The sequence below is a fragment of the Nonomuraea ceibae genome, from assembly GCF_019396325.1.
In the GTDB taxonomy this organism is placed as follows: Bacteria; Actinomycetota; Actinomycetes; order Streptosporangiales; family Streptosporangiaceae; genus Nonomuraea; species Nonomuraea ceibae.
The window spans coordinates 1-18,606 of record NZ_JAHKRO010000077.1 but is presented as its reverse complement, the minus strand read 5'-3'; the positions used below and the strand labels follow the sequence as shown (position 1 = coordinate 18,606).

Annotated in this window: 17 protein-coding genes and 1 pseudogene; 9 read left to right on the top strand and 9 right to left on the bottom strand. The window is 74.3% G+C overall.

Annotated features, from left to right (window positions below; translation table 11 throughout):
- Window positions 1-6 precede the first annotated feature (6 nt).
- A complete protein-coding gene (locus KME80_RS34360; protein WP_219510823.1) occupies window positions 7-618 on the top strand; it encodes a TetR/AcrR family transcriptional regulator in 612 nt (203 codons plus the stop codon).
- Between the two features lie 27 nt (window positions 619-645).
- On the opposite strand, the gene KME80_RS34355 is transcribed toward KME80_RS34360, so the two are convergent.
- From KME80_RS34355 to KME80_RS34345, 3 genes are read right to left on the bottom strand one after another with little or no spacing between them, the layout of a single operon-like run.
- Window positions 646-2,418: an NAD+ synthase gene (locus KME80_RS34355; protein WP_219510820.1), complete on the bottom strand. Its 1,773-nt coding sequence runs from the start codon at window positions 2,416-2,418 to the stop codon at window positions 646-648.
- Window positions 2,419-2,471: 53 nt separating this feature from the next.
- Window positions 2,472-3,944 (bottom strand): BTAD domain-containing putative transcriptional regulator, encoded by a 1,473-nt coding sequence (locus KME80_RS34350; RefSeq protein WP_219510817.1) that lies wholly within the window; start codon window positions 3,942-3,944, stop codon window positions 2,472-2,474.
- Window positions 3,945-3,987: 43 nt separating this feature from the next.
- Window positions 3,988-5,184 carry an MDR family MFS transporter gene (locus KME80_RS34345; RefSeq protein WP_219510814.1) on the bottom strand — a complete coding sequence of 399 codons (1,197 nt, stop codon included), beginning with the start codon at window positions 5,182-5,184 and terminating at the stop codon, window positions 3,988-3,990.
- Between the two features lie 60 nt (window positions 5,185-5,244).
- Between KME80_RS34345 and KME80_RS34340 the strand changes: the two genes are divergently transcribed.
- The gene (locus KME80_RS34340) at window positions 5,245-6,216 is read left to right on the top strand and encodes a DUF5937 family protein (RefSeq protein WP_219510812.1); all 972 of its coding nucleotides are present in this window, start codon (window positions 5,245-5,247) and stop codon (window positions 6,214-6,216) included.
- Here KME80_RS34340 and KME80_RS34335 read toward each other — a convergent pair.
- Window positions 6,207-7,247 carry a terpene synthase family protein gene (locus KME80_RS34335; RefSeq protein WP_219510809.1) on the bottom strand — a complete coding sequence of 347 codons (1,041 nt, stop codon included), beginning with the start codon at window positions 7,245-7,247 and terminating at the stop codon, window positions 6,207-6,209. The two genes, KME80_RS34340 and KME80_RS34335, sit on opposite strands and share 10 nt — an antisense overlap.
- Window positions 7,244-7,789 carry an EF-hand domain-containing protein gene (locus KME80_RS34330; protein ID WP_219510807.1) on the bottom strand — a complete coding sequence of 182 codons (546 nt, stop codon included), beginning with the start codon at window positions 7,787-7,789 and terminating at the stop codon, window positions 7,244-7,246. The genes KME80_RS34335 and KME80_RS34330 overlap by 4 nt, the downstream gene beginning before the upstream one ends.
- 152 nt (window positions 7,790-7,941) lie before the next feature.
- On the opposite strand from KME80_RS34330, the gene KME80_RS34325 reads away from it, so the two are divergent.
- On the top strand, window positions 7,942-9,303 hold the full coding sequence (locus KME80_RS34325; protein WP_219510805.1) for a glutamine synthetase family protein: 1,362 nt from the start codon (window positions 7,942-7,944) through the stop codon (window positions 9,301-9,303).
- 15 nt (window positions 9,304-9,318) lie between these two features.
- Here the strand turns inward: KME80_RS34325 and KME80_RS52185 are convergent, their stop codons facing one another.
- Entirely contained in the window at window positions 9,319-10,098 is a 780-nt protein-coding gene (locus tag KME80_RS52185) for an ion channel (RefSeq protein WP_281427310.1), read from the bottom strand.
- Window positions 10,099-10,371: 273 nt separating this feature from the next.
- Here KME80_RS52185 and KME80_RS34315 point away from each other — a divergent pair, with 273 nt between their 5' ends.
- Window positions 10,372-11,085, top strand: coding sequence for a PaaI family thioesterase (locus tag KME80_RS34315; protein WP_219510803.1), 714 nt, complete (start codon window positions 10,372-10,374; stop codon window positions 11,083-11,085).
- Window positions 11,086-11,210: 125 nt separating this feature from the next.
- Window positions 11,211-11,939: a type 1 glutamine amidotransferase gene (locus tag KME80_RS34310; RefSeq protein WP_219510800.1), complete on the top strand. Its 729-nt coding sequence runs from the start codon at window positions 11,211-11,213 to the stop codon at window positions 11,937-11,939.
- On the opposite strand, the gene KME80_RS34305 is transcribed toward KME80_RS34310, so the two are convergent.
- Window positions 11,917-12,144, bottom strand: coding sequence for a hypothetical protein (locus tag KME80_RS34305; protein WP_219510799.1), 228 nt, complete (start codon window positions 12,142-12,144; stop codon window positions 11,917-11,919). The genes KME80_RS34310 and KME80_RS34305 overlap by 23 nt on opposite strands.
- 59 nt (window positions 12,145-12,203) lie before the next feature.
- Window positions 12,204-12,446, bottom strand: a pseudogene (locus KME80_RS53385) (HXXEE domain-containing protein); the annotation flags it as partial.
- Window positions 12,447-12,606: 160 nt separating this feature from the next.
- On the opposite strand from KME80_RS53385, the gene KME80_RS34295 reads away from it, so the two are divergent.
- From KME80_RS34295 to KME80_RS34285, 3 genes are read left to right on the top strand one after another with little or no spacing between them, the layout of a single operon-like run.
- Window positions 12,607-15,582: a bifunctional [glutamine synthetase] adenylyltransferase/[glutamine synthetase]-adenylyl-L-tyrosine phosphorylase gene (locus KME80_RS34295; RefSeq protein ID WP_219510796.1), complete on the top strand. Its 2,976-nt coding sequence runs from the start codon at window positions 12,607-12,609 to the stop codon at window positions 15,580-15,582.
- A gap of 33 nt (window positions 15,583-15,615) precedes the next feature.
- A complete protein-coding gene (locus KME80_RS34290; protein WP_219510794.1) occupies window positions 15,616-16,638 on the top strand; it encodes a hypothetical protein in 1,023 nt (340 codons plus the stop codon).
- A gap of 1 nt (window position 16,639) precedes the next feature.
- Entirely contained in the window at window positions 16,640-17,188 is a 549-nt protein-coding gene (locus KME80_RS34285; RefSeq protein ID WP_219510792.1) for a GNAT family N-acetyltransferase, read from the top strand.
- On the opposite strand, the gene KME80_RS34280 is transcribed toward KME80_RS34285, so the two are convergent.
- Window positions 17,155-18,009, bottom strand: coding sequence for a LysR family transcriptional regulator (locus KME80_RS34280; protein ID WP_308126042.1), 855 nt, complete (start codon window positions 18,007-18,009; stop codon window positions 17,155-17,157). The genes KME80_RS34285 and KME80_RS34280 overlap by 34 nt on opposite strands.
- A gap of 84 nt (window positions 18,010-18,093) precedes the next feature.
- On the opposite strand from KME80_RS34280, the gene KME80_RS34275 reads away from it, so the two are divergent.
- Window positions 18,094-18,606 (top strand): MFS transporter (locus tag KME80_RS34275; protein ID WP_219510789.1); only part of this gene is annotated, 513 nt, incomplete at its 3' end.

Genomic DNA, 18,606 nt, shown 5'->3' with positions numbered 1-18,606 from the left:
GCCTCGATGACCATCCGGGAACCGGTGACGACCCGCCCAGCGGGCCGCCCACGCAGCGAGAAGGCCGAGAAGGCGATCGTCGAGGCGACCCTCGACCTGATAGCCGACGGCATGGGGATCTCCGAGCTGTCCATCGAGGCGATCGCCGCGCGGGCAGGTGTCGGCAAGACGACGATCTACCGGCGGTGGTCCAACAAGGAGGACCTGGTCGTCGACGCCCTCGCCACGCTGAAGGCGCCGCTGCCGCCGCTGGCCGGTCTGTCGGTGCGCGACGACCTGATCGCGCTGGTCGACGTGATCCGGCTGGAGGGCGGCCGCTCGACGCGCTCCCGCTGCATCATGAACGTCGTGATGGGCGAGGCCGACCGGCACCCGCGCCTGACCGAGCGCTTCTTCAAGCGGGCGGTCGAGCCGCGCCGGCGGGCCATGGAGGACGTGCTGGCGCGCGGCGTCGCCACCGGCGAGCTGGACCCGGACCTCGACGTGGAGGTCGGCATGGCGCTGCTGTCGGGCGCCATGGTCTGGTACACCAAGTGGGGCCCCGCCGGCGACCTCCCGGCCGACCTGGCCGAGCGGGTCGTCGACCGGGTCCTCACCGGCCTGCTGCCCCGGCCCTGAGCCCTCGCGGCGGCCGGGGCCGGCCCGTCAGGGCGCGGCCTCGCGCCACCGGTTGGTGATGGGCAGCCTGCGGTCGCGGCCGAAGTTCTTCGGCGTGATCTTGGGGCCGGGCGGATACTGCCGCCGCTTGTACTCGGCCAGGTCCACCAGCCGGATCACCCGCTCCACCAGCGCCGGGTCGTGCCCGGCGGCGATGAGCTCGCGCGAGCCCAGGTCCTTCTCCACGTAGTCGTCCAGCAGCCGGTCCAGCACCTCGTAGGGCGGCAGCGAGTCGGTGTCACGCTGGTCGGGCCGCAGCTCGGCGCTGGGCTCCTTGGTGATGGAGTTCTCCGGGACGGGCCGTTCCGCCTCCAGCAGGAAGCCCGGGTCGGTGTGCTCGTTGCGCCAGCGGGCCAGCTCCCACACCATCAGCTTCGGCACGTCCTTGATCGGCGCGAACCCGCCGGCCGAATCGCCGTAGAGGGTCGAGTAGCCGGTCGCCAGCTCGCTCTTGTTGCCGGTGGTCAGCACCAGGTGGCCGTGCTCGTTCGACAGGCCCATGAGGATCATGCCGCGCACCCTGGCCTGGAGGTTCTCGGCGGCCAGGCCGGACAGGTCGATCTCCTTCTCGAAGGAGTTGACGATCTCGGCGATGGGCACCACCTGCGAGCGCAGCCCCTGCCGCCGCACCAGCTCCTCGGCGTCGGCCAGCGAGTGCTCGGAGGAGTAGCGCGAGGGCATGAGCACCACGTTGACCCGGTCGGGGCCGATCGCGTCGGCGGCGATCGTCGCGGTCAGCGCCGAGTCGATGCCGCCGGACAGGCCCAGGATGACCGAACGGAAGCCGTTCTTGGCCACGTAGTCGCGCACCGCGAGCACCAGCGCCGAATAGACCTCGGCGTGCGTGCCGAGCGGCTCGGCGATCGACGGGGGCTCGGGCTCGTACGGCTCGACCGGGTCCTGGGAGAGCACCAGCCGCTCCACGGTGATCGCCGTGCCGTCGCCCGCGTCGTACGGGAACGTGCCGGGCTCGGCCGAGGAGACCGGCAGGTCGAGGTCGGCGATCAGCAGCTCCTCGCGGAACTGGGCAGCCCGCGCCACCAGCTCGCCCGCGTCGCCGACCACCAGCGAGTCGCCGTCGAAGACCAGCTCGTCCTGGCCGCCGACCTGGTTGACGTAGACGAGCGCGCATCCGGCCTCGCGCGCCCTGCGGGCGCACAGCTCCAGGCGTACGTCGTCCTTCTCCTTCTCGTACGGCGAGGCGTTGGGCACGACGAGCAGGCCCGCGCCCGCTTCGCCCACGACGGCGACCGGGCCGCCCTCCTGCCACAGGTCCTCGCACACCGCGATCGCCACGTCGACCCCGTGCAGCCGGAAGATCGGCAGCCGGTCGCCGCGCACGAAGTAGCGGTATTCGTCGAACACGCCGTAGTTGGGCAGGTGGTGCTTGGCCGTGCGGGTGACGACGCGGCCCCGGTGGAGCAGGGCGGCCGCGTCGAGCGGGGCGCCCTTCGGGCGGCCGAGCCGGGGCTCCAGGCCGGCGCGGTCGACGTAGCCGACGACTACCGGCAGCTCGCCCAGCCCCTCCTCGGCCAGCCTGACCGCCACCGCTTCGAGGGCGGCGATGCTCGCGTCCACGAAGGACGTCCGCAGCACCAGGTCCTCGGCGGGATAGCCGGTGAGGAACATCTCGGTGAACACGGCCAGGTGAGCACCGCGGTCGGCGGCGTCGCGGGTCCACGCGACGAGCTTGTCGGCGTTGCCCGCCAGATCGCCGACGGTCGGGTTGGTCTGTGCCAAGGCAATGCGCAGTTGTGCCACGGGCACCAGCCTAGTACGGCCCCGTTTTTATCGTCCAAGCGACGAGAAGTCGGTCATCGCGGGACGGTCGTGCCGGGAGTCACCAGGCCCGACTCGTAGGCGGCCACCACGAGCTGCGCCCGCTGCGACAGCCCCAGATGCGCCAGCAGCGCCCGCACCGACGCCGCGGCCTCCTCCTCGGGCAGCGCGAGCGTCTGGGCGATCTGCGCGTTCGTCAGGCCGCGCGCCACCAGTCGCAGCACGTCGAGCCGGGAGTCGGACAGCCCAGCCAGCGCGGGCGGCGAGCCCGGGTCGGCGCGGCCGGCGAAGCCCGCGATGAGCCGCGTCGTGACCGCCGGGTCGATGAGCGCGTCGCCCGCCGACGCGGCGCGGATCGCCGCCACGAGCTGCTCGGGCGGCGAGGTCTTCAGGACGAAGCCGCTCACCCCGGCGCGCAGCGCGGCGTAGAGGTTCTCGTCGCTGCCGAACGTGGTCATCATGATGACCTTGGGCGGGTCCGGGTCGGCGAGGATGCGGCGGGCCGCGGCCAGGCCGTCGAGGTGCGGCATCTGGATGTCGAGCAGCACCACGTCCGGGGCGGCCTCGCGGACCGCGGCGATCGCCCGCTCGCCGTCGGTGGCCTCGCCGGCGAACTCCAGCCCGGGCTCGGCGGACAGCATCACCCGCAGGCCCGTCCGTACGAGGGCCTGGTCGTCGGCCACCAGCACCCGCAACGGCCGGCCGGCGCTCCCGGAGGGTAAGGCGGCGGCGGGGGGCGTGAAGGCGGCGGGCTGCGGGGCGGGGGCGTCGAGGCGCTGGGCGAGGATGTCGCCCTCCAGGCGCTTGAGCCCGGCCGTGAGGTCGAGGCCCAGCTCGTCGCGCCACAGCGCGCGGGCGCGGCGCAGCGCTGCCAGCGCGTCGCCCTGGCGGCCGGTGCGGTAGAGGGCCAGCGCGAGCAGCCGCCACGGCTCCTCGCGCAGCGGGCAGGCGGCGGCGTGCGCCTCCAGGTCGGGCACCAGCGCGGTGGCGCGGCCGAGCGCCAGCCCGGCGGCGGCGCGCCGCTCCACGGCGGTCAGCCGCAGCTCCTCCAGGCGGGCCGCCTCCGTCACCGCCCACAGCAGCTCGCCGAACTCGGCCAGCGCCGGTCCGCGCCACAGCGCCAGCGCCGTGTCGAGGGCCGCCCACACCTCGGCGGCGGTGCCCTCGGTCCTGGCCAGCGCCTCGAACCGCCACGCGTCGACCTGGTCCTGCCCGGCGCGCAGGGCGTAGCCGGGCGGCGCCGACACCAGCACGGCGGCCTCCTCCCGGGGAGCCCGGCCGGGTTCGAGCGCGCGGCGCAGGCGGGAGACGTAGCCCTGGATGGTCGACAGCGCCTGCGCGGGCGGCCCGGCGGGCCACAGCTCGTCGATGAGCGTGCTCACGGGCACGGCGCGGCCGCCGGCGACGAGCAGGCGCGCGAGCACCGCCCGCTGCCGCTGCCCGCCCAGGTCGAGGGGGTCGGGACCGATCCAGGCCCGGAACGGCCCCAAGGCGGTGAAGGTCAGCATGGTAGGCGCAAGCGTAGGGCCACCGGCGGCCCCGGTACAGCGGTCAGCGGCGGCGGATCGCGGGCCCGAGCGCCAGCATCGCGACGGCCGAGACCAGGCCGATGCCGCCGACCGTGAACCACAGCGCCGCCTGCCCGCCGGCCTCCAGCAGCCAGCTCCCCAGCAGCGGCGCCAGCACGGCCGCAGCCGACCAGGCGAACCCGAACAGCCCCGAGTAGCGCCCGCGCAGATGGGCGGGGGCCAGCCGGGCCACGATCGCGCCCGCGATGCCCGCCGTCACGATCTCGCCCGCCGTCCACACCACGATCGTCACCGCCAGCCAGAAGGTGGTCGTGACGAACGCCGTCAGCGCGAACCCGACGCCCATCACCGCCAGCCCCAGCGCCAGCGTCCTGGCCGGGTCGAGCCGGCCCAGCCAGCCCGACACCAGTGGCTGCACGATCACGATGAGCACCCCGTTGAGCGCCATGGCCAGCCCGAACTGCCCGGTGGTGAGCCCGGTCAGCTCGGTCATGGCCATCGGCAGCGTGGTGTACGTCTGCGCGTAGACCAGCGCGTTGCCGAGCGTCACCAGCGTGAACGCGACCATCAGCCGGTCGCGCAGCACCATCCCGAACCCGCCCGACGACTCCCGCTCGGCCGGCCGGGTCTCCGGGATCGCCCGCCAGACCAGCACCGCGAACGCCACGCAGCCCACCGCGTCCACCCAGAACAGCCAGTGGAACCCGAGCTGCGCCAGCCACCCGCCCGCCGTCATCCCGACCGAGTAGCCCAGGTTGATCGCCCAGAACAGCAGCCCGTACGCGCGCGGCCGCTCGACCGGCGAGACCAGGTCGGCGACCAGCGCGTTGGAGGCCGGCCGGTAGGCGTCGACGACCAGGCCGAGCACGAACATCGAGGCCAGGATCGCGGGCAGCGTCGTGCTGTAGCCGAGCGACAACATCATCACGGCGGTGGCCAGCATGCCGCCCGCCAGCGTCGCCCGGCGGCCGATCCGGTCGGCGAGCACCCCCGCCAGGAGCTGCGACACCAGCGACCCGGCGCCGAACACCGCCATCACCATCCCGGCGGCGGCCAGCGACAGGCCGCGCGCCTGGGTCAGGTAGACGCCGGTGAACGGCATCACCATGGTGCCGAGGCGGTTCACCAGAGTGCCGCCCCACAGGGCCCAGAACGGGCGGGGCAGCCCGCCGAGCTGCGAACGCAGGAAGGACGGCTTCTCGACAGTCGTGCTATTCACCCGCTAAGAGTGATATTGGGGGATTTGGTGGGGCGAACGATTTAGCGCACACTAAAAGGCATGTCGGTGACCTGGACTCTCAAGCCCGAGGACATGGCGCGCATCCGGTTCGCGTTCTCCCCGATGTGGGAGCTCGTGGCCAGCCTGCGCACGCTCCAGGACCCCGCCCGCCAGTCCATCCACCTGCCGTGGATCAAGTGCGTGCGGCCCCGCCTGGCGGGCCTCGACCTGGCCGAGCTGTTCGCGCTCGTGCCCGCCTCCGGCTACCTCGCCGACTTCCTCACCCCGCCGCCCGACACGCCGCTGCCCGACTTCGCCGCCGAGCTCGCCCGCGTACGCGCCACCCGCCCCGAACGCGCGGCCGCCGAGGCCGCCCGCGTCCAGGGCACCGACCGGGCGGTGCTCGACCGGTTCCTGGCCGACCCGGCGGCCGGGGTCGAACGCGTCGCCGCCGCGCTGGAGGCGTACTGGGAGACGTGCTTCGCCGAGTTCTGGCCGCGCGTCTACGGCCTGCTGGAACGCGACGTGCTGCGCCGCTCGCGGCAGCTCGCCCAGGGCGGCGCCCGAGAGCTGTTCGCCGGCCTCGGCCCGGCCGTGACCTGGACGGGGGAGCGGCTGCTCGTCGACCGGCCCTGGTGCGCCACGGGCGGGCTGCACGGCGACGGCCTGGTGCTGGTGCCGACCGCCTTCTACTGGCCGTCGGTGGCCGTCATGTCCGCGCCCTACCAGTCGATGCTCGTCTACCCGGTCCTCGGCGTCGGCACGCTGTGGGAGAGCGGGCCGCCGCCCGCGCCCGGCGCGCTCGCCGCGCTCATCGGCCGCAGCCGGGCCGCGATCCTGCTCGCGCTGGACGAGCCCAGCACCACTTCCGCGCTCGCCGGGCGGATGGCGCTCACCCCCGGCGCCGTCAGCCAGCACCTCGGCGTGCTCAGCGGCAGCGGCCTGGCCGTCGGCATGCGCGTCGGCAAGCAGGTCGTCTACCGCCGCACCCCCACCGGCGACGCGCTGGCCGCCACCGGCGCTCAGCTGTAGCGGGTGGACTCCATCAGCCAGTCCAGGTGCGCGCGCGGCGCCGCCAGATAGGCGCACGCCACCTTGCTCACGTCCCTGGCCGTACGCGGTCCGAGGTCGTCCAGCGGCAGCCGCCTGGCCGCCTCCTGCATGTCGCGGCAGCGCTCGGCGATCCGGTCCACCACCCAGGCCACCGCCTCACGCTCGCCCAGGCCCAGCTCCCGCCCCGCGATCACCACCAGGTTGTGCGCGTCGCCGCGCTCCTTGGGCCGCGACGCCACGTCGTTGCACCAGGCGGTGACGTCGCTGCAGGCGTTCACCAGCTCCTGCCACGGCTCCGACCGGTGCACCCACGCCGGCACCTCCACCCGCAGGCACGGCTCCACCAGGTCGTACAGGTAGGGGCCGACCGTGCCCCGGCGCAGCGCCGGGTAGTCGGCCAGCGACGGCGCCGCGCCCGACGCCCGGTTGGCCGCCTCCGTCCGGCAGGCGTAGTGCTGGCGCTGCAGGTTGACCGCGAACCGCCGCCGCCACTGGTCGCTCATCCGCGAGCTCGTCACCCGCCACAGATCGGCGAACGCGGCCTCCAGCGGATGCCCGGTCGAGCCCTCCAGCATGCCCTGGAACACCTCCAGCCGGCACTGCCCCTCGTCCAGCTCGTCGTCCAGGTGGAACAGCCACGTCAGCCACTGCGCGAACAGCGCCGCCGCCGCCGCGTCGAACTCGGCGAACGCCCGCCCCGCCATCCGGTGGAAGCCCACCCCCGGATCGGCGTGCAGCCCGGTGCGCCGCGCCCAGTCGATGACGGCCGCCTCGATCGCGTAGACCGCCGGATGCATGCGGCACGGCGCCGCCATCGCCGGCACCCGCTCGGTCAGCGCCAGCAGCGCCACCGCCGCCGAGCCGCCCCTGCGGGGCAACGGCAGCAGCGGCTTCCAGTGCAGCACCGACCGCAGCGCGGACCGCACCGACGCCAGCACGGTCGTGTTCGCCGCCGTGTTGGCCGTCGTGTTCGCCGTCGTGTTCGCCGTCGTGTCCCTGGTGGCGTTCACAGCGGTCCGTAGAGCCAGTTGCCCGCGGCGTTCGGATCTTCGCTCACGTAGTACTCGCGAGCCGCCAGGACCAGCTCCTCCACGGTGAGCGCCCCTCTGCCGGAGCGGTCCAGCCGCTCGAACGCCTCGTCCACGTCGTCGTAGGCGGTGCCGAACGCGGCCAGCATCGTGCGGAACTCCTTCGGGCCCACGTGCCCGTCGCCGTCGATGTCGCACAGCTCCGCGACCGCCACCGCCGCCGGCCGGAACACCTCGTCGTAGCCGCCGCCGGTGACGAACGCGGCAGTCATGCCCACGCGGAAGTCCTCCCGCGTCAGGCCCAGATCGCGGTCGCGGCCGAGCGCCTCCGACAGCGCCGTCCAGATCCCGTCGAAGCTGTCGACGAGGCTGCTGCCGGTGACCGAGGTGGGGGACTCCCCGAAACCCACCAGCAGGCGGGCGCCCAGCCCCAGCAGGTCCTCACGCGCCACGACGCCCGCGCCCCCGGCGTCGATGTGGTCGAAGGCCCGATCGAGCTTGTGATTGAGCAGGTCGATAGCCACCAATGCCTCCCCCGAGACTGACTGCGTGATCACAGTAAGTCCGGCCGGGCCCTTTGTCAGCGAGGCTCGCACCGGCGGCCCGCGTAACCTGTGCGAAACACGGACACGGCATGCTGATATGAGACCTGTACTGCCACTGACGAGGGGACGCCGTGGACCGCCAGCAGGAGTTCGTGCTCCGCACCCTTGAGGAACGCGACATCCGGTTCATCCGGCTCTGGTTCACCGACGTGCTCGGCTTCCTCAAGTCCGTCGCGATCGCCCCCGCCGAGCTGGAAGGCGCCTTCGCCGAGGGCATCGGCTTCGACGGCTCGGCCATCGAGGGCTTCGCCCGCGTCTACGAGGCCGACATGCTGGCCAAGCCCGACCCGTCGACGTTCCAGATCCTGCCCTGGCGCAGCGAGACGCCCGGCGCCGGCCGCATCTTCTGCGACATCCTCATGCCCGACGGCTCGCCCTCCCACGCCGACCCCCGCTGGGTGCTCAAGCGCACGCTCGCCAAGTGCGCCGACATGGGCTTCACCTTCTACACCCACCCGGAGATCGAGTTCTTCCTGCTGAAGAACCGGCCCGAGCCCGGCGTGCGGCCCGAGCCCATCGACTCCGGCGGCTACTTCGACCACACCCCCCACAGCTCCGGCCACGACTTCCGCCGCCAGGCGATCATGATGCTGGAGTCGATGGGCATCTCGGTCGAGTTCAGCCACCACGAGGGCGCGCCCGGCCAGCAGGAGATCGACCTGCGCTACGCCGACGCCCTCACCACCGCCGACAACATCATGACCTTCCGCCTGGTCATGAAGGAGGTCGCGCTGGAGCAGGGCATCTGGGCCTCGTTCATGCCCAAGCCGTTCACCGAGCACCCCGGCTCCGGCATGCACACCCACATGTCGCTGTTCGAGGGCGACCGCAACGCCTTCTACGAGGCCGGCGCCGACTACCAGCTGTCCAAGATCGGCCGCTCGTTCATCGCCGGGCTGCTCAAGCACGCCGCCGAGATCACCGCCATCACCAACCAGTGGGTCAACTCCTACAAGCGGCTGTGGGGCGGCGCCGAGGCCATCGCCGGGCAGGGCGGCGAGGCGCCCTCCTACGTGTGCTGGGGCCACAACAACCGCTCCGCGCTCGTCCGGGTGCCCATGTACAAGCCGCACAAGGGCGGCTCGTCGCGCATCGAGTTCCGCTCGCTCGACTCCGCCTGCAACCCCTACCTGGCCTTCGCGCTCATCCTGGCCGCCGGGCTCAAGGGCATCGAGCACGGCTACGAGCTGCCGCCGGCCGCCGAGGACAACGTCTGGACCCTGACCAGCGCCGAGCGGCGCGCGCTCGGCATCCGGCCGCTGCCGCAGTCGCTCGACGACGCCATCGCCGTCATGGAGCAGAGCGAGCTGGTCGCCGAGACGCTCGGCGAGCACGTCTTCGACTTCTTCCTGCGCAACAAGCGCAGCGAGTGGCGCGAATACCGGCGCCACGTCACCGAGTTCGAGCTGGGCCGCTACCTGCCGGTCCTGTAGACGCGGGCGGGCCGGTCAGCGGCCGTCGAGGCGCTCGGTGAGGGCCGCCAGCTCCTCGCGCAGCCGGCCCAGCTCGCCGACCGCCTGCCGCAGCTCGCCGAGCTCACGCCGCATCCCGGCCAGCTCCTCCAGCGCCTGCTTCAGCTCGGCCTCGCTGCGCCGCTCCGCCGCCGCGCTCGCCTGGAAGCGCTCCACGAACCAGGAGGCGATGGCCGCGGTCACGACGCCCAGCAGCGCGATGCCCGCCGTCATCAGGCCCGCCGCCACCAGCCTGCCCTCCGGGGTGACGGGGAAGCGGTCGCCGTAGCCGACGGTGGTCATCGTCGTCAGCGCCCACCACAGCGCGTCGCCGATCGTCTTGATGTTGCCGTCGGCGTGCGAGCGCTCGATGTCGAGCACGGCGACGCTGCCCACCAGCGCCAGGAACAGCGCCGTGCCGCTCACGTACACGACCGCGCGCACGCGCAGCGGCAGCCTGACCCGGGCCGCGACCACCTGGAGCAGCAGCAGCGCCCGCAGCAGCCAGAGCGGGCGCAGCATCGGCAGCAGCACCACCACCAGGGCGGGCACGTTGCGCACCACGAACCGCAGCCGGCGCGGCGCGAGCGTCAGCCGCACCGCGTAGTCCAGCGCGAACAGCGCCCACGCGGCGACCTGGACATACCACAGGACGCGGTCGGCCCCGGGAGGCAGGGCCGGCACGACGACGGGCAGCGCCCAGCTCGCCAGGAAGCAGACGCCGATGGCCAGGAGCGCCGGTCCGGTGCGTCGTTCCCAGAGGGTCAGCCGGTCCATGCGGGCCAGTCTGCCGGGTGCCGGGCGCGGTACAGAACGTGACCATTGTCACTTCGGCCCGGAAGTCACGTGGGAACGCCGGGCCCGCCGTATCTTTTAGCGATCACCTGAACCGTTCCACGCGGGGGAGTGGGGAAGTTCGTGTGGGTTTGTTGCGTTATGTCGTAGCGCAGGCCCCGGGTGCTGGTAGATCAACGCTTCCAGTAAAATCGGCCTGTTCTAAATGATATTTCTGGACTTAACGCCCTTAGTGGCGATATTGGAGGGTGTGGCATGACGACGGCTGCCCTGCAGACCGTGCTGACCGTTCCCGAGCGCTTCCGGGGCCCCGCGGGTGTCGCCAACGGCGGCTGGCTGGCCGGAACCCTCGCCGACGCGCTCAACGGCAAACGATCGGCGGTCGAGGTCACGCTGCACGCCCCCACGCCCCTCGACAGCGAGCTGCGCCTGGAGCACGTCGCCAACACCGTCTCCCTCTACGACGGGGACAAGCTGCTCGTCGAGGCCATCCCCGTGGCCGAGGACGTGGCCGCGCCGCCGTTCGTCGCCTTCACCGAGGCCGCCCGCGCCGAGGCCGGCTTCGCCGGGCACCGCGGCCACGCCTTCCCCGAGTGCTTCGCCTGCGGCCTGCGCGAGCCGGGCGACGGCCTGCGCATCTTCCCCGGCCCGGTGGACGGCGACGGCCTCGTCGCGGCCGGCTGGCGGGTGCCGTTCACGGTCGCGGACGAGGACGGCGTCCCCGCCTCGATCGTCGCCGCCGCCCTCGACTGCGTCACCGGCTGGGCCCACTTCCAGCCCGGCGAGTCCGCCCTGCTCGGCCGCCTGGCCGTCCAGTTCCACCGCGACGTCATCCCCGGCGGCGCCTACTCGGTCGTCGGCCGCGCCACCGGCCGCGAGGGCCGCAAGCTGTTCGGCGAGAGCGCCGTGTACGAGGTGGACGGCACGCTCGTCGCCGCCGCCCAGGCCACCTGGATCACGCCCCGCTAGCACGCCCGTCCGGTCCGCCCCTGTCGGCCGGGGGCGGACCGGAACGAGACCGCCGGATGCCGGCCGGGTCAGCCGAGGTCGCGCGCTGGTGTCGAGCGCAAGATTGTCCGGCACAATCCTGAAATATGCGCATCACCGTGATCGAGCACGAGGCCGACGCCGGGCTCGGCTACCTGGGCCGCTGGCTGGAGCTCCCCTGTGACGTCGTCCGGCCGTACCGGGGAGAGCCCGTGCCCGAAGCCGCAGCGGACGGGCTCGTCGTGCTCGGTGGCGAGGCCGCCGCCTGGGAGGACGAGCGCTGGCCCTGGCTGCCCGCCACCCGCGAGCTGCTGCGCCGCTCGGTCGCCGACGCGACCCCCACGCTGGCCGTCTGCCTGGGCGCCCAGCTCCTCACCCTGGCCTGCGGCGGCACGGTCGAGCGCGGCGGCAACGGGCTGGAGGCCGGCGTGTCCGAGCTGACCGCCCTGCCGCAGGCCGCCTCCGACCCCCTCTTCGCCGGGATCGCCGCGCGGCCCGGCCCGGTGCCGGCCGTCCAGTACCACGGCGACGCGATGACGCGCCTGCCCGACGGCGCGGTGCCGCTGATGACCGGCGCCCAGTACCCCAACCAGGCGTACCGGCTCGGCCCGGCGGCCTGGGCGGTGCAGTTCCACCCCGAGGCGACGCCGGACATCTTCGCCTCCTGGACGGCCGCCACCGGCCTGGAATCGGCCGGCCGCCTCGACGAGCAGGTCCGCGCCGCCGCCCCCGCCCTGGAGTGGGCCTGGCGCCCGCTGGCCGAGGCGTTCACCGCGACGATCCGCGCCGCCGCCCGGCAGCGCGCGGGCGACCTCAGAACCAGCGATCGCGGCTGAACCGCCGCCGCACCCGCGCCCCGGGAGCGGGGCCGTCGCCGGGGCCGTCGCCGGGACCGTTGCCGGGGCCATCAGCGGGGCGGCGGGCGGCGACGGCGTGGGCGACCGCGTGGACGCCCCCCAGCAGCAGCGGGAACGCCGCCAGCCCCGCCCAGCTCTTCGCCCGCCCGCGACGGGCACGCCGGACGCCTTGAGCCGGCGCCACGCCCACACCGAGAACGGGATCACCACCAGCGGCGACGTCACCACGCCCGGCGTGTAGCCGCGCGTGGCGGCGGCCTGGGCGAGGTGCACCACCCCGTGCGCGCCGAAGCCCAGCAGCACCGTCTGGAAGGTGGCGCTGCGCCCGCCGGTGCGCGCCCCCAGCGCCGACGCGCCGGCCATCACGCCGCCCATGAGCCCGATGGCCACGTTGACGTGCCGCTGCGACACCTCCAGGCGCTCCCACGGCACGCCCGGGAACCGCTTCTCCAGCCGGGGCCTGGCCGCCCGCGCCCAGCCGGCCATGGTGGCCAGCTCCTCCGCGTCGTGCACCATCCAGGCCGCGAGCAGCCCCCACGTCACCGTCGCCGGCACCCTCTCCACGTCCGCCCCCTTTCTACGTGACACAACGCAACGTTGCGTTTCAGTCTAGGCCGCGCCGGTCCGGGCCTGTCAAGATGGAGGGGTGCCCAGGATCGAGTCCACCGCCGCGCGCCTCGCCAAGCTCGGATTCGCCGACGGAGCCACGGCGGCGCGGCTCGTCCAGCAGGCCCCCGCCGACCTCACCGACCTGCTCGACGCGCTCGTCGGGGTCGCCGACCCCGACCTGGCGCTGGCCTCGCTCGCCCGGCTCGCCGAGAGCGACCCGGGCGCCCTCGACCGGCTCCGCGCCGACGCCCGGCTCCGCGAGCGCGTCCTCGCCGTCCTCGGCGTCAGCGCCGCCCTGGGCGATCACCTCGTACGCCACCCCGCCCACCTCGACCTGCTGGCCACACCCCGCCCGGACGATCCCCGCACAGCGCTGCTCGACGCCGTGGGCGCCCGCGCCGACCTCCAGCGGCCCGTGGCCGGACGGGACGACGCCCTGGTCGCGTTGCGCGTCGCCTACCGGGGACGGCTGGCGCACCTGGCCGCCCGCGACCTGACCAGGGAGGCGTCCCAGGCCGAGGTGACCGCGGAGCTGTCCGACCTGGCCGGGGCCGCGCTGGAGGCGGCGCTGGCCGTGGCACGCGCCGAGGTCGGCGAGGGCGGTGAGGTCGCTGAGATCGGCGAGGGCGGCGAGGGTGACGTGCGCCTGGCCGTGATCGGGATGGGCAAGTGCGGCGCCCGGGAGCTCAACTACATCAGCGACGTCGACGTGATCTTCGTGGCGGAGCCGCGCGAGGGCGCCGACGAGACCAAGGCGCTGCGCACCGCCACCCGGCTCGCGCAGGCCATGATGCGCGCCTGCTCGACCGCCACCCCCGAGGGCGCGCTGTGGGAGGTGGACGCCGGGCTGCGGCCCGAGGGCAGGTCAGGCCCGCTGGTGCGGACCCTGGCCAGCCACCTGGCCTACTACCGGCGCTGGGCCAAGACATGGGAGTTCCAGGCCCTGCTGAAGGCCCGGCCGGTGGCGGGCGACCTGGAGCTGGGCGCCGCGTACGTGGAGGCGGTCAACGAGCTCGTCTGGTCGGCCGCCACCCGGGAGAACTTCGTCGAGGACGTCCAGGCGATGCGCCGCCGCGTGGAGGCGCACGTCAAGACGGAGGGCGAGCGCCAGATCAAGCTCGGGCCGGGCGGGCTGCGCGACATCGAGTTCGCGGTGCAGCTCCTCCAGCTCGTGCACGGCCGGCTCGACCCGCTGCTGCGCCGCCGGGCGACGCTGCCGGCGCTGGCCGCGCTCTCGCGGGGCGGCTACGTGGGGCGCGACGACTCGCGCGGGCTGGCCGAGGCGTACACGTTCCTGCGCCAGGTCGAGCACCTGCTGCAGCTTCACCGGCTGCGGCGCACCCACGTGCTGCCGGAGGACCCGGCCGACCTGCGCCGGCTCGGCCGGGCGCTCGGCATGCAGGCCGACCCGGTGGGGGAGTTCACCCAGCGCTGGCGGCGCCACGCCCGGGAGGCGCGGCGGCTGCACGAGAAGCTGTTCTACCGGCCGCTGCTCCAGGCGGTGGCCCGGCTGCCGGAGTCGGAGGCCAGGCTGTCGCCGTCGGCGGCGGCGGCCCGCCTGTCGGCGCTCGGGTTCGTCGACCCGGAGGGCGCGCTGCGCCACATCGCCGCGCTGACCGCCGGGGTGTCCCGGCGGGCGGCGATCCAGCGGACGCTGCTGCCGGTCATGCTCGGCTGGTTCGCCGACACGCCCGACCCCGACGCCGGGCTGCTCGGCTTCCGGCAGGTGAGCGACAAGCTCGGCACCACGCCGTGGTACCTGCGGCTGCTGCGCGACGAGACGGCCGTGGCCGCCCGGATGGCGCGGGTGCTGGGCACCAGCCGCTACGCCGCCGGGCTGCTCATGCACGCCCCCGACGCGGTCGCGCTGCTCGGCAGCGACGACGACCTGGCCCCCAGGCCGCCGGAGTCGCTGCTCGGCGAGGCGTCGGCGGCCGTCTCCCGCTACGGCGACGACGCCGAGACGGCCGTGGCCGCGGTGCGGGCGCTGCGCCGCCGCGAGCTGTTCCGCACCGCCGTCGCCGACGTGTCGGGGCTGGCCGACATCGAGCAGGTCGGGGCCGCGCTGTCGGCGCTCAACGACGTGACGATCCGGGCCGCGCTCGGCGCCGCGCTCGGCAAGGTCGAGGCCGAGCGCCGCAGCCCGCTCCCCACCCGGTTCGCGGTCATCGCGATGGGCCGGCTCGGCGGCATGGAGTCGTCCTACGCCAGCGACGCCGACGTGATGTTCGTGCACCTGCCGCTGCCCGGCGCCGGCGAGCGCGAGGCCACCGATGCCGCCCACGCCGTCGCCAACGAGCTGCGCCGGCTGCTGTCGCTGCCCGCCCCCGACCCGCCCCTGCACATCGACCCCGACCTGCGCCCCGAGGGCAGGCAGGGCCCGCTCGTGCGCACACTCGCCTCCTACGGCGCCTACTACGCGCGCTGGTCGGCGCCGTGGGAGGCGCAGGCGCTGCTGCGCGCCCGCTTCTCGGCCGGCGACGCCGAGGTCGGCGCCGCCTTCACCGCGATGGTGGACGAGCTGCGCTACCCCGCCGGCGGGCTCACCGGCGAGGCCGTACGCCACATCAGGCGGCTCAAGGCGCGCATGGAGGCCGAACGGCTGCCGCGCGGCGCCGACCCCGCGCTGCACACCAAGCTCGGCCCCGGCGGGCTGTCGGACGTCGAGTGGGTGGCGCAGCTCCTGCAGCTCCGGCACGCCGGTGACACGCCGTCGTTGCGCACCACCCGTACCCTGGAGGCGCTGCGCGCGGCCGTCGCCGCGGGGCTGCTCGACGCCGCCGACGAGGCCGTGCTCGGTGAGGCGTGGCGGTGCGCCTCCCGCGTCCGCGACGCGATCATGCTGGTCAAGGGGCGGCCCGGCGACAGCGTGCCCGCCGACGCGCGCGAACGCCGCCTGCTCGCCCAGGCGCTCGGCTACCCGCCCGACGGCTCGGAGGACTTCCTCGACGACTACCGCCGCGTCACCCGCCGCGCCCGCCAGGTCGTCGAGCGCGTCTTCTACGAAGGTTGACACCCCCCGAGGCCCAGGGTGTAAGTATCAGAGGTGTTATCCGCCTACGTTGATCTCGCCCTCGGCCTCGTGCTGTCGTTCCTGCTGCTGTCGCTGCTGGTCAGCGGGCTGAACGAGGCGGTCGTCCGGGTCCTGTCGATCCGCAGCAAGTTCCTGTGGGCCTACCTGCGCGACACTCTCGACGGCGCCGACGCGCGCGGCAGGTCGTGGCTGCCGGGCCGGGTGCGCGACGTGTTCGCGGCGCTGCCGTTCGCCCGCGACCCCAGGCCCGCGCACGACCCGAAGCCGGCGCCCGCCGAGTCGGCCGAGGTGCCGGCGAGCGACGGCGGCGGCGCCCTGACGAGCCTGCTGTACGAGCGCGTCCGCGAGATCGACCACCCCAAGCGGGGCCGCACCAGCATCTCCAACCTGCCGCCCGGCCGCTTCTCCGTGGCGGTCATGGAGATGGCCGCCCGCGAGCCCGGCGGCGTCGAAGGGCTGCTGGAGAAGCTCAAGGCCATGGGCAGCCCGCTGTACGGCCACCTCAACGGCGTGTGGGAGAGCGCCCAGCGTGACCTCGACCGGTTCCGGCAGGGCGTGGAGAGCTGGTTCGACAGCGAGATGCAGCGGCTGTCGATGCTCTACAAGCGCTACGTCAAGTGGGTGGTGACCGCGCTGGGGCTGCTGGTGACGCTGCTGTTCACCATGGACGGCCTGGAGTACGGCAAGACGCTGCTGCGCGACAACGCCTTCCGCGCCTCGGTGACCGCCGTGTCCGGGCCCGAGGCGTACGAGGAGCTCAAGGCCCGCTGCGAGCAGGCCGACCCGGTGGGCTGCATCACCGACACGCTCAGCGAGCCGGCGCTGGTCAAGCTGTTCGACCACGCGATCGTCAGCGTGTCGATCCCGGCCGAGGGCGATCCGTCGGTGCACTGGAACGGCGGCCTGTGGTGGGACCGGCTCACCACACCGAGCCACTGGCCCGGCTTCCTGCTGACGTACGTGGCGCTGCTGTTCGGGGCGCCGTTCTGGTGGGACGTCCTGCGGCGGATCACCGGCATCCGGTCGCGGCGTTAGCATGCCGGACGTGGAGACCGAACGTCTGATCATGCGCAGGTGGCGCGAGGCCGACCGTGAGCCGTTCGCGGCGCTCAACGCCGACCCCGAGGTCATGGAGCACTTCCCGGCCACGCTGAGCCGGGCCGAGAGCGACGCCTTCGCCGACAAGATCGAGCAGCGCTTCGACGAGCACGGCTACGGGCTGTGGGCGCTGGAGGTGCGGGAGAGCGGCGAGTTCATCGGGTTCACCGGGCTGGCGCTGCAGACGTTCGACGCGCCGTTCCTGCCCGCGGTGGAGATCGGCTGGCGGCTGGCCAGGAAGGCGTGGGGCCACGGTTATGCCATCGAGGCCGCCCGCCGGGCCGCCGCCCACGCCTTCGGAGAGGCCGGGCTGACGGAGATCATCTCCATGACGGCCCTGACCAACACCCGTTCCCAGGCGGTGATGCGGCGGCTCGGCATGACCCGCGACCACTCCTGCGACTTCGAGCACCCGAGCGTCCCCGAGGGCAGCCCGTTGCGCCCGCACGTCCTCTACCGGCTCGGGCGCGGCTCGCTCATCGCGTAGAGCACGTCGCGCAGCGCCTCCTCCCGGCCGCGCGGCCAGACCAGCCGCAGTGCCAGCCGGTGCGCAGGCCGGTGCGCCCCTGGCGCGAGCGCCACCAGCGCGCCCGACGCCAGGTCGTCCTCGACGGCGAAGTCCGGCAGCAGCGCCCTGCCGAAGCCCCGCCTGGCCCACTCGCGGGCCGTGGCGACGCTGGTCAGCTCCCGGCGCGGGCCCGTCACCTCCGGCAGCCGGTCGGCGGCCTGCCGGATCGAGCAGCCGGGCGCGGAGACGAGCAGCGGGTCGCGGTCGCCGTCCGGGGCCGCGACCAGCAGCAGCTCGACCTCGCCCACGTCGGCGAAGTCCAGGTCCGGCGGCGCGTCGAAGCCCAGCGTGCCCACGGCCGGGCCCGCGTCGAGCAGCAGCGCCGCGTCCACGCCGCCGCCCGCCAGCTCGGCCAGCAGCGCCTGCCGGGGCAGCGACCGCACCTCCACGTCCAGGTCGGGCCGGCGCTCCGCCAGGCGGCGCACCACGGCGGGCAGCCGGGTGGCCGCCAGCATCTCCAGCGCCCCCACCGTGACCCGCCGCCGCGCGCCCGTGACCGCGCGCCGCACCTCCTCGGCATGGTCGAGCAGCGCCTGCGCCCGGCCGAGCAGCTCCGTGCCGTGGCCGGTCAGGCGCATCCCGCGCGGCGTCCGCTCGAACAACGACACCCCGAGCCCCGCCTCCAGCCTGCGCACCTGCTCCGACACCGACGCCGGAGCCAGCCCGAGCCCGTGCGCGGCCCCGGTGACCGTGCCCGCCCCGGCCACCGCTACGAAGCATCGCAAATGACGCAGATCCACGATGCCGAGCATACGGTCCGCCCGAACGCGCCCCACGGTCCCGGCTGTTGAACGCGCCCCCGGCCCGCCCGCAGGCTGGCCCGCATGAAGCTCCTCGGGGTCTGCCTCGCCTACTTCCTCGTCCTGCTGGACACCACCGTGCTCACCATCGCCCTGCCCGACCTGCGCGCCTCCCTCGGCGGATCGGTCGCCGGGCAGCAGTGGGCCGTCAACGCCTACACCGTCGCCTTCGCGGCCACCCTCCTCACCGGCGGGGCCGTCGCCGACCGCTACGGGGCCGCCCGGGTGTTCAGGGCGGGCGTGGCCGCGTTCGGGCTGCTCTCCCTGGCGTGCGCCGCCGCGCCCGCGCTCGGCGTGCTCGTCGGCGCGCGGGCGGCGCTCGGCGTGGCGGGCGCGCTCTGCGTGGGCGGCTCGCTCGGCCTGCTCGCCGAGCTGTACCCGGCGCCGGCCGCGCGGGCGCGCGCCACCGGCGTGTGGGCCGCCGCCACCGGCACCGCCCTCGCCGCCGGGCCGCTCCTCGGCGGCCTGCTCGTGGGGCTGGCCGGGTGGGGGGCGGTGTTCCTGGTGGACGCCCCGCTCGCCGCCCTCCGCCTGCTC

Coding starts and splice junctions, on each gene's coding strand:
- KME80_RS34340 (WP_219510812.1), top strand. CDS start 5,245: ATGTCGGTGACCTGGACTCTCAAGCCCGAGGACATGGCGCGCATCCGG.
- KME80_RS34360 (WP_219510823.1), top strand. CDS start 7: ATGACCATCCGGGAACCGGTGACGACCCGCCCAGCGGGCCGCCCACGC.
- KME80_RS34285 (WP_219510792.1), top strand. CDS start 16,640: ATGCCGGACGTGGAGACCGAACGTCTGATCATGCGCAGGTGGCGCGAG.
- KME80_RS52185 (WP_281427310.1), bottom strand. CDS start 10,098: ATGGACCGGCTGACCCTCTGGGAACGACGCACCGGACCGGCGCTCCTG.
- KME80_RS34350 (WP_219510817.1), bottom strand. CDS start 3,944: ATGCTGACCTTCACCGCCTTGGGGCCGTTCCGGGCCTGGATCGGTCCC.
- KME80_RS34310 (WP_219510800.1), top strand. CDS start 11,211: ATGCGCATCACCGTGATCGAGCACGAGGCCGACGCCGGGCTCGGCTAC.
- KME80_RS34315 (WP_219510803.1), top strand. CDS start 10,372: ATGACGACGGCTGCCCTGCAGACCGTGCTGACCGTTCCCGAGCGCTTC.